Here is a 10,948-nt window from a genome sequence, read left to right on the forward strand (position 1 = left end):
CTCAGAGAAACAACGTCAGCACGCCGGTGTAGCCGTAGAGGCGGTTGTTGGAGATCTCGCCGTTGGCGAAGAAGCCCACCAGTGGGATATCGCCCAGCGCGGCGCTGATGGCGCGCAGTTCCTCGGAGTCGTCGCCGAACAGGTTGCGGCCGCGGCCGAGGCACGAATAATAGAGGCCGCCGCGTGGCGGACCATCGAGCCGTGTCTGCAATTCGTCGAGCATACGCTGCAGGTCTTCCCAGGCGCTGCGCCCGTCGCGCCGGCAGAACTGCAGGGCCTGGCCAGGCTCGATCGTGTCGCCGATGGCGAGCAGCTTGTTGCGGGTGTCCACGCCGATGAGATTACGCACCAGATAATCGCCGCCATCCGACCCCGTCAGCGGCAGGCCGGCGAAGATGTAGCCGGCCACACGGTTCAGGTCGCGGGCCAGGATCTCGCCGATATCCTCGTAGAACACGTCGAGCGCCGGACGGTCGTCGATGCCGGCGATGATATTGCGTTCACCGGCGGTGATGACGTGCTTGCCCGCGATGGGGCTGCAGCCCTGGGTCAGGCCACTGACGATCCTGACCCGATCCGAGAACAGCACGCCGGACAGGCCGCCTTGCACAATGCCGTTGGCGATCTGCGGTTCCTCGCCGCGCGATGAACTGAGCCCACCGACCAGATAACCGCCCGGCAGCCGCTCGGCCAGTTGGGCGATGAGTTCCGGCGTGTTGCCATTGCGCGGGTCGCCGTGAATGACGCCGACATGGGATTGGCTGCGGTGCAGCCAGCCCTGCAGGTCCAGCAGTTCACTCAGGTGCGCATCGCGCAGGGTCGGCAGGATGCGGAAGCTGTCCGGTGGAAAGGCACAGACCAGGGTCGCGATGGCCACAGTTTCGTAATACTCGGTGCCGCTGGCGCAGATTCCCATGCCGACGGTGCCGACCCAGTCGGTGATGCCGGTCTCCTCGCGCAGATGATCCAGGATAGGGGTGAGGTGGGCGGCGCAGCTGTCGGTGACGTACAGGAAGCCGAGGTTGGCCTCGGGCGGGATGTAGCCGAGTTGCTGCAGACAGCTGTCGGCGGCCCGTTCCCAGTCAGGGGCTTCGGCGTGGCCGAGCAGGAAGGGGCCACGCCACGGCTGTGATTGAGCCTGCTGCGACATACGACTCGATTCATCCATGGATGATGTATCGAGTATAACGGCTTCTGCCGGCGGGGTTCGGGCCTGAATGGTCCTTACTCAAGCCACTGTCTGGGGGAAATGGCCACGGAAGCACACGGAATGACACGGAAAAGGCTTGTTGCATGAAGCCCGGCAACCAAATCGCCGGAAAATAATCCAGGGTTTACGCAGTGAGTTCCGTCCATGTTGCTGCGTGGATGTCGTCGTCGGACCTGGTCATGAGCACGTGCCATTCGGGAATCCTGAAGCGGTCCCCAAACCGACGTGAGAGCAATAAAAAAGGGCACAGACTTGCGTCTGTGCCCTTCCAGATGACAGATTTCAGCCGCGTTTGGCCATCATGGTCTCGATGATCGGGGTCAGGACGATCTCCATGGCGAAGCCCATCTTGCCGCCCGGCACCACCAGGGTGTTGCGGCGCGACATGAAGGCACCGTCCAGCATCGACAGGAGATGGGGGAAGTCCACGTCGTGCTTCTTGGGGTCACGGAAGCGGATCACCACGAAACTCTCGTCCGGCGTCGGGATGTCGCGGGCGATGAAGGGGTTGGAGGTGTCCACCGTCGGTACGCGCTGGAAGTTGATGTCGGTACGCGAGAACTGCGGCGTGAGGTAGTGCACGTAGTCGTGCATACGGCGCAGGATGGTGTCGACGATGGCCTCGGCGGAATAGCCACGCTGGGCGGCGTCGCGGTGGATCTTCTGGATCCACTCCAGGTTCACGATGGGCACCACGCCGATCAGCAGGTCGACATACTGCGCGACATTGACCTCTTCGGTGACCACGCCACCGTGCAGGCCTTCGTAGAACAGCAGGTCGGTACCGGCCGGGATCTCTTCCCAGGGTGTGAATTCCCCCGGCTTCTGTTCGTAAGGCGCGGCCTCCTCGTCGCTGTGCAGGTAGTAGCGGCGCTTGCAGGAGCCGGTCTGCCCATAGGCCTTGAAGGTGTTCTCCAGTTCGCTGAACAGATTGGCCTCGGGCCCGAAGTGGCTGAAGTTGGTGTTGTTGCTGGCCTCGGCCTGCTTCATCGCCTCCTTCATCGCGGCACGGTCGTAGCGGTGGAAGCTGTCACCCTCGATGACCAGCGGGTTGACGCCTTCACGGAGGAAGATGTGCTCGAAGGCGACCTTGACGGTGGTCGTCCCGGCGCCGGACGAACCCGTGACCGCCACGACGGGGTGTTTCTTGGACATATCTCTCTCCTCGACGATGTACTAAAGCGAAGCTGCGCCGCCGCTGGGCAGCACAGAAAATTCAGTTGTGTGGCCGGGCCTTGGGGGGATGAACCGCACTGGAGCCGCCGACATAAGCGCGCTATTGAACCACTAACCCGCGGCCGGGAACAAGCGCCGGGGCCGCCGGCGGTCGCCGGCAGTCGGCCGGGGTCGTGGCGGCGCACGCTCGAACGGCGGGCTATTTGGGTTACAATAGACGGCTTTTACCCGGAGCCGCGTTCGGGCGGTTCCAGAAATTTCTTGCGGGTAGACAATATGATAGATGTGGCGGGGTGGCTGGCGGGCTGGCGGCGCATGCTGGTGCCGTTCCTCGGTTGGGTCGGCGAATTGAAGAATCCGCGGGTACTGCGCGCGGATCTGATCGCCGGTATCACCGTGGCACTGGTGCTGGTGCCGCAGTCGATGGCCTATGCACAGCTCGCCGGCCTGCCGCCCCACATCGGTCTGTACGCCTCCTTCGTCCCTGTCATGCTGGCGGCCTTCATGGGCTCGTCGCGCCAACTCGCCACCGGCCCGGTGGCGGTGGTGTCATTGATGACCGCGGCGGCGCTGCAGCCGCTGGTGGCCACGGGCACCGAGGGTTATCTGGTCTATGCCGCGTCGCTGGCGCTGCTGGTCGGTCTGTTCCAGGTGGCGCTGGGGCTGTTCCGGCTGGGCGTGCTGGTGGACTTCCTGTCGCATCCGGTCGTGGTCGGGTTCACCAACGGCGCGGCCATCATCATCGCCACCTCGCAGCTCTCCAAGCTCTTCGGCGTGCAGGTCGAGCAGGCCGAATACCACTACGAGACGGTCGGGCGGGTGCTGCTGGCGGCCAGCCAGGACACCCACATGGCGACGCTGCTGATGGGGCTGTTCGCGCTGGCGATCATGATCCTGCTGAAGAAATACCTGCCCCGGATCCCCGGGGTGCTGACGGCGGTGGTAGTCACCACCGTGCTGGCCTACGGCATCGGCTTCCAGGCGCTGGGGGGGCGGGTGGTCGGTGAGATCCCCGAGGGTCTGCCCGGCATCGGAATGCCCGACTTCGACCTGGATGCGCTCCTGCAGCTGTCAGCGGCCGCGGTGACCATTGCACTGATCGGTTTCATGGAGGCCATCGCCATCGCCAAGGCCATGGCGACCCAGACCCGTCAGCGCCTGGATACCAACCAGGAACTCGTCGGCCAGGGGCTCGCCAATATCGCCGCCGGCATGTTCCAGGGCTACCCGGTCTCGGGTTCCTTCTCCCGTTCGGCGGTGAACTTCAGCGCCGGTGCGGTGACTGGCTTCGCCTCGGTCGTGACCGGTCTGGTGGTGGCCGCGACCCTGCTGTTCATGACGCCGCTGTTGTATCACCTGCCGCAGGCGACCCTGGCTGCGATCATCGTCATGGCGGTGATCAACCTGGTGAAGATCGAACCCATCCGGCACGCCATGAAGGCGCAGCGGCACGACGGCGTGGTTGCCATCATCACCTTCGCACTGACGCTGGTGGTCGCGCCGCATCTGGAGACTGCGATCATTGTGGGTGTGGTGCTGTCGCTGGGGTTGTATCTGTACCGCACCATGCGGCCGCGCTTTGCGGAGCTGTCCCTGCATCCCGACGGTACGCTGCGCGCCGCCGACGAACACCGGCTGCCACGCAGCCAGACCGTCTCGGTACTGCGCTTCGACGGCTCGCTGTATTTTGCCAATGCCGGCTATTTCGAGACGCAGGTGCTGGCCAACGTCGCGGACAAACCGCACCTGAAGTTCATCATCATCGATGCCGAGGGCATCAACGAGATCGACGCCACCGGCGAGGAGATGCTGTCGGTGCTGGCACAACGGCTCAAGGCCGCGGGTGTGCAGTTGATGATCGCGCGCGCCAAGCTGCAGCTCATGGACATCTTCCACAAGACGCGGCTGATCGAGACGCTCGGCGAACAGCACTTCTTCCGCACGCGCACCGACGCCATCCTCTACGCGCGCGCAAACCTGGGCGACCTGGCCGGGCCGCAGATGGCGCCGCTGCTGCGGGAACGCGGGGAACTGGTGCAGGGCTAGGAGCCTGCCGGTGCCCGTAGTGCGCCGTGGTCGCACGGCCCTCGCGCAGTCAGGCTGCGGCGGGCCCTACTCCCGCACGTACAGCAGATCCCACACCCCATGCCCCAACCGCCGGCCGCGGTGCTCGAAGCGGGTCTCGGGGCGGTAGGCCGGGCGTTCGGCATAGCGGCCGGGGCCGGCGTGGTTACGAAAGCCCGGCGCGGCCTCCATGACGGCCAGCATCTGCTCCGCGTAGGGTGCCCAGTCGGTGGCCATGTGGAAGATGCCGCCGGGCTTGAGCCGGTCGTGCACCAGGGTCACGAACGGTGCCTGCAGGATACGGCGCTTGCGATGGCGCGTCTTCGGCCAGGGGTCGGGGAAAAACAGCTGCACGCGGTCCAGGCAGGCCGGTGGCAGATGCCGCTCCAGGGTATCGATGGCGTCGGCGCAGATCACCCGTACGTTGGTCAGGCCGTGGCGCTCGATCTCCAGCAACAGATGGCCGACGCCGGGACGGTGTACCTCGATGCCGAGGAAGTCCTGTGCGGGCGCGGCCGCGGCCATCTGCGCCAGGCTGGCGCCGTTGCCAAAGCCGATCTCCAGCACCCGCGGCGCACGGCGGCCGAAGACGGCATCCAGATCGAGCGCCGTACTTGTCTCCCCGGCCTGCGCATCGACCTGTGCATCGGTCTGCGCATTGGGCCGCGCATCGATCGGACTCGCGACGTCCACCCCGAAGTGCGGCAGCAGTGTGGTCAGCGCGCGGCGTTGCGACGCGGTCAGGCGGCCTTCGCGGCGCACGAATGAGACGATCCTGGTGTGCATCGGGTTCGGGTTGTTCAAAGTATGCTCCGGCGCAGTAGATCAGTCCCAAGGCCGACAGGCTCCTAGTGTAGCGGGCGTGGCGACCGTTGCCGACTCCTCCCATATTCCACCCCTGTCGTGTCTCTCTGGCGGTTCCGTTTTGCCTATGCCGCGGCCGCCGCTTGGGGCACCATAGCTGCCATGAATGCCGTTATCTCCGTTTGGGTCCGCAGTCCCGCGCTGTGGGTCCTGGGTCTGATGCTGTGCGTGAGCGTGGCGGCCGCCGCCGCGCCGAGCCTGCGCGTCGAGGTCGAAGGGTTGGAGGGTGAGCTGCGGGACAACGTACTGGCGCTGCTGACGGTGCAGCGCGAGCACACCGCCGAAGGGCTCAGCGAGGCCCGTATCCGACGCTACTTCCAGCGCGGTCCGGACGAGATCCGCGAGGCCCTGGCGCCCTTCGGTTATTACAGCCCGCACATCGACAGTGCGCTCGAACCGACCCGGGAGGGCTGGCTGGCCCGGTTTCGCGTCACTCCGGGCGAGCCGGTGCGCTTTAACCGCATCGATGTGCGTCTCACCGGCGCCGGCAGCGACACGCCGGAGCTGGTCGATGCCATCGCCAGGCTCGGCCTGCGCCCCGGCGAGCCCGCGCGCGACGCCGTCTACGAGCAGGCCAAGGGGGAGCTGCAGCGGCTGGCCCTCGATCAGGGCTACCTCGAGGCCGTCTACCGCCGCCACGAGCTGCGCGTCGATGTCGCCGCCGGGACGGCCGACGTGCACCTCGAACTGGACACCGGTCCACGCTTCCACTTCGGCGCAGTCGAGTTCGAGTATGCCGGGCTGGACCCCGGGCTGGTGCGCCGCTACCTGCCGTTTCAACCCGGCGATCCCTACTCCAACCGTCGCCTGCTGGAGTTGCAGCGCGCGCTCGAGGACAGCGACTATTTTGCGCGCGTCGAGGTCCTGCCCCAACGCGCACAGGCACAGGATGACGTGGTGCCGGTGAAGGTGGAACTCGAGCCGCGCAAGCGCCACAAGTACACCGCCGGTCTGGGCTACGGTACCGACACCGGGGCGCGCGGTCTGCTCGGCTGGGAACATCGCCGCATCAACCGCTACGGTCACCGCCTCAAGGCCGACCTGCGCCTGTCGGAGATCCGTCAGGATCTGACCGCCAACTACAGCCTGCCGCTCGCCGATCCGCGCACCGACCGGCTGGATTTTACTGCCGCGATGAGCCAAGAGAAGACCGACGTCATCGACTCCTCCCAGCAGAAGATCGGGGTGGCGCGTGGCGTGGCGCGCGGCAGTTGGCGTGAGGTGGTGTCGCTCAGTTACGAGCGTGAGGACTACCAGGTCGGCCTGACCGACGAGACCACCCGTCTGCTGGTGCCGGGCATCGGCTACTCGCAGGTGCGCGCGGACAACCGCCTGATCCCCAGCCGCGGCCGGCGCCTGCAGTACGACCTGCGCGGCGCGGCCCAGCCGCTGCTCTCCGATGCCAGCTTCGTGCAGGGCGAGGTCAAGGCAAAGTGGGTCGTCAGCAGGGGCGAGCACAGCCGCTGGCTGCTGCGTGCCGAGGCCGGCAGCACCTGGACCGAGGACTTCGAGCTGCTGCCGGCGTCGCGCCGCTACTTTGCCGGTGGTGACCAGAGCGTGCGCGGCTACGGCTACCAGAAACTCGGGCCGCGCGACGCCTCGGGCGAGGTGATCGGCGGCCGGCACTTCGTCTTTGGCAGTATCGAATACGAGCGTCGTGTCGTCGGTAATTGGGGCGTGGCGCTGTTCGTCGACAGCGGCAACGCCTTCAACGATTTCGGCACCAACCTCGAAACCGGTGCCGGCATCGGCCTGCGCTGGGCGTCGCCCATCGGCATGGTGCGCTTCGATCTCGCCTCCGCCGTCAGTGAAGACCGTTCGCTGCGACTGCATTTCACCCTGGGGCCGGACCTGTGAGGCGCGGCCTGTGGATCGGCTTCGGCGCCCTGTTGGCGACGCTCGGACTGAGCATCGTGGCCGCCGCCGTGCTGCTCATCACCGAACCCGGTCTGCGCTTCGGCCTGGAGATGGCGCAGCGCTTCGCGCCCGGCACATTCACCTGGCACGACGCCCGCGGCCGGCTGATCGGACCGCTGCAGATCGAGGGCCTGGAATACACCGATGCGAGCGGGCGCTACACCGTCGCGCGGCTGGCCTTCGACTGGTCGCCCGGCCGCCTGCTGGCGCGCCGCCTCAGCATCCACCAGCTGCACGTCGAAGGGGTCGACATCGACCTGGGCGGGCGTGAGCCGTCGGCCGGGTCGGCGGCACCGATCGAACCCGGCTGGTCGCTGCCGTTCGAACTGGTGGTGCGGGATCTCACGGTCCGTGATCTGCGCATCCGCACCGCCCCGGCCGCGCTGCTCGAGATCGCCGCGCTCGACGCGGCGCTGGCCAGTGGCCTCGAATGGATCGATTTCGAGCACCTGCAGGTCCGTCTCGAGCCCTACGTCCTGGACCTGCAGGGCCGTCTCGGCCTGGGCCGCACAGTCGCCAGCGACCTGCGGCTGGCACTGCAGGCGCGACCGCCGGGCGTCGAGCCGGTGGCGGCCAGCGTCCAGCTGCAGGGCACGTGGGAGCGGGCCAGCGCCGCCGTGCAGGTGACGGCGCCGGCGCCGCTGACGGCGCAGCTGGAGCTCGTCGAGCCCTTCGCCGAGCTGCGCTGGGCCCTCGATGCGCAGCTGCCGGTCATTACGCTGCAACGCATCGCCGCGACCTGGCCGGAGCTGCGGGCCGGCGGTACGCTGCAGGCGAGCGGCGGCTTACACGACGTCCGCGTCCGCGCCGACCTGCAGACCGACTGGGAGGCCACCGACCTCTATCCGCTGCACCTGGAATTCACCCTGGACGAGGACGCTGACGGGCAGTTGCGGTTGCGGTCAGGCACCCTCGTCCAGGGCACCGCGCAGCTGCAGCTGCACGGCGACTGGCAGCCGGCGGACGGGGCATTCGACCTGCACCTGGAGGCGACGACGCTGCAGTGGCCGCCGCACGGCACGCCGCAGGTGCGCGTACCCACGGCCACGGTAGCGCTGACCGGGCAGGCCGACGACTACCGGCTGGAGGTATCCGCGCAGCTGCAGGGTCCGGACTTCCCCGCCACCACGCTGGCCGGTGCGGGCCGCGGCGACCGTGAAGCCCTGACCGTCGAACGCCTGCGGCTGGACACCCTCGAGGGTGTCGTCGAGGGAGCCGGCCGCCTCGCCTGGGCGCCGACGCTCGCCTGGGAGGCGCAGCTGACGGCGCACGACCTCGATCCCGGGCAGCAGTGGCCGGACTGGCCGGGCCGGCTGGGGGCGCAGGTGGAGACACGCGGCACCCGGACGGTGGACCAGCCGCTCGAACTCGAGGCGCACATCGAGGCCCTGGACGGGACCCTGCGCGGCTATCCGGTCGGCGGCGCCGGGCGGCTGGAGTTGCGCGGTGAGCAGGGTCGCATCGAGGGGGTCGAACTGCGCTCCGGTGAGGCGCAGTTCAGCGCCGCCGGCGACTTCGGCACGCACTGGGATCTACGCTGGTCGCTGCGGGCCCCCGATCTCGCCCAGCTGCTGCCGGCGCTCGCGGGGCGGCTGGAGGCGGACGGCACCCTGACCGGCACGCGCGCTGCACCGCGTCTGACCACACGGGCCCGGGCGGCGGCCTTGCAGGCGGGCGACCTGCGGCTCGAGCGCCTGGACCTGGACGCCGACCTCGGCCTGCAGCCGGACGCCCCGCTCGACCTGACGCTGCGGGGCGAGGCGTTGGTGTTCGATGGGCGCCGCATCGACCGGTTCGCGGCCGACCTGGATGGCAGCCTGCAGCGCCACAGCCTGAATCTCGATGCCCAGGGGCCGACGCATGCACTGACGTTGCTGGCGCACGGCGGCTGGGATGGCACGGTCTGGGATGGCCGCCTGCAGCGCGCCGACTGGCGCCTGCCGGAGGTCGGCGCCTGGACGCTGGCCGGCACGGTGCCGCTGCGGCTGGGTGCGCACGCCGGTGCCGTACATGACCTGTGCTGGACGCAGGACCGGGCGCGCCTGTGCGTGGATCTCGAGCAGAGCGCCGCCGACCGTACCCTGCGGGCGCGCCTGTCCGACTGGCCGGTGGACGGCGCGGTGGCTGCCTGGCTGCCGCCGGAGGTGCGACTCGACGGTGTGCGCCTGGGAATGGAACTCGAGGCACGCCAAAAAATCGGGATTCGGGATTCGGGTGAGGGGACGCTGACGGTCAGCGCCACGGGTCGGTTGTCCGCCGGCACTCTGCACTGGCTCGCCGCGACCGGCCGCGAGGATACGGCCTTCGGTGGTGCGGACCTCGATGCGCGCCTGACTGCGCAGGGTGCTCAGGCGCGCGCCGTCGTGCGCCTGAGCGGTGCGGATCAGGTCGTACTCGACGCCGCGCTGCCGGGCTACCGGCCGGGTGCGGATCTCGCCGCGCAGCCTCTGGAGGGGCAGCTGACGGGCGAGATCCGCGACCTGAGTCTGGCCGACGGCCTGCTGGAGAACATCGATCAACTGTCCGGCGTGATCGCAATCGATGCCCGGCTCGGCGGGACGCCTGCCGACCTGACCCTGCAGGGCGGGCTGCGTCTGCGCGAAGGTCGGGCCTACATCGGCCCGGCCGGCGTCCAACTCGAAGACCTGCAGCTCGCGCTCACGGGCGATCCGGCGGCCGCTACGCTGCAGCTCGAGGGCGACGCGCGTTCCGGGCCGGGCACGGTGGCCGTCGAGGGACGTCTGAGTGGACTGGGGCGCACCGACCTGGAGGGCCGGCTGCGACTGACCGGTGAGGCCTTCGAGGCCGTGAATCTGCCCGAGGCACGGGTGCTGGTCACGCCCGCTGTGACCCTCGCGGTGCGCGGGCGGGCCGTGACCGTCGACGGCAGCGTCCATATCCCCGAGGCGCGCCTCGAACCGCGTGACCTGAGCGGTGCACAGACGTCCTCCAGGGACGTGGTGCTGGTCGGGCAGGAGGCGGCGCCACCGTCTCCGCGCTGGGAGGTGACCACGCGCATGACGGTCACCCTCGGCGACCGGGTGCAGTTCGACGGCTTCGGGCTGAAGGGGCGCTTCACTGGCACGCTGGAGGTGATCGACGAACCCGGGCGCGTGACCCGCGGGCGTGGTGAGCTGCAGGTGCTCGATGGCGTCTACAGCGCCTACGGTCAGGAGCTGAAGATCGAGACCGGGCGGGTGCTGTTCCGCGACGGCCCCATCGATGATCCCGGTTTGGACGTGCGCGCCGTGCGCCGCACCGGCGATGTGCTCGCCGGCGTGAAGGTGTTCGGCGAACTGCGCGATCCGCAGGTCGAACTGTATTCGCAGCCGACCCTGCCGCAGGCCGATCAGCTGTCCTATCTGCTGCTCGGCCGGCCGATCGAGGGCGCCTCCGGCAGCGAGGGCCAGCTGCTGATGCAGGCCGCCACCTCGCTGGGGTTGAAGGGCGGCAACCTGCTGGCCCAGACCATCGGCAGCAGCTTCGGCCTCGACGAGGTGTCGGTCGGCGGCGGCAACGACCTCGACAGCGCCGCCCTCACCGTCGGCAAATACCTGTCACCGCGCCTGTACATCAACTACAGCGTGGGTCTGATCGACGCCGTCAACCGGCTGCAGCTGCGCTATCAACTCAGCCGCCGCTTCAGCGTGCAGACCGAGACCGGCACCGCTACGGGGGGGGATATTTTGTATACGATTGAACGGTAAGGCTGGGGGT

6 protein-coding genes are annotated in these 10,948 nt (G+C 68.3%); 3 read left to right on the forward strand and 3 right to left on the reverse strand.

The features are described 5' to 3' along the window. Position 1: 1 nt before the first annotated feature. Both K8I04_11630 and K8I04_11635 read right to left on the reverse strand, forming a co-directional pair. Positions 2–1,150 carry an FIST C-terminal domain-containing protein gene (locus K8I04_11630; protein ID MBZ0072360.1) on the reverse strand — a complete coding sequence of 383 codons (1,149 nt, stop codon included), beginning with the start codon at positions 1,148–1,150 and terminating at the stop codon, positions 2–4. A 342-nt stretch (positions 1,151–1,492) separates the two neighbouring features. Then, on the reverse strand, positions 1,493–2,365 hold the full coding sequence (locus K8I04_11635) for a phosphoribulokinase (protein ID MBZ0072361.1): 873 nt from the start codon (positions 2,363–2,365) through the stop codon (positions 1,493–1,495). Between the two features lie 336 nt (positions 2,366–2,701). Between K8I04_11635 and K8I04_11640 the strand changes: the two genes are divergently transcribed. Beyond that, positions 2,702–4,432: a SulP family inorganic anion transporter gene (locus K8I04_11640; GenBank protein ID MBZ0072362.1), complete on the forward strand. Its 1,731-nt coding sequence runs from the start codon at positions 2,702–2,704 to the stop codon at positions 4,430–4,432. A 66-nt stretch (positions 4,433–4,498) separates the two neighbouring features. Here the strand turns inward: K8I04_11640 and trmB are convergent, their stop codons facing one another. Next, positions 4,499–5,236, reverse strand: a complete 738-nt coding sequence (trmB, locus tag K8I04_11645; protein MBZ0072363.1) for a tRNA (guanosine(46)-N7)-methyltransferase TrmB — start codon at positions 5,234–5,236, stop codon at positions 4,499–4,501. A gap of 180 nt (positions 5,237–5,416) precedes the next feature. On the opposite strand from trmB, the gene K8I04_11650 reads away from it, so the two are divergent. Together K8I04_11650 and K8I04_11655 are read left to right on the forward strand one after the other, a co-directional pair. Continuing rightward, positions 5,417–7,171, forward strand: coding sequence for an autotransporter assembly complex protein TamA (locus tag K8I04_11650; protein ID MBZ0072364.1), 1,755 nt, complete (start codon positions 5,417–5,419; stop codon positions 7,169–7,171). Next, positions 7,168–10,938, forward strand: a complete 3,771-nt coding sequence (locus tag K8I04_11655) for a translocation/assembly module TamB domain-containing protein (GenBank protein ID MBZ0072365.1) — start codon at positions 7,168–7,170, stop codon at positions 10,936–10,938. Before K8I04_11650 ends, K8I04_11655 begins: the two co-directional genes overlap by 4 nt. Positions 10,939–10,948 lie beyond the last annotated feature (10 nt).

It is taken from the genome of Gammaproteobacteria bacterium (assembly GCA_019911805.1).
Taxonomy (GTDB): Bacteria; Pseudomonadota; Gammaproteobacteria; order Thiohalobacterales; family Thiohalobacteraceae; genus JAHJQQ01.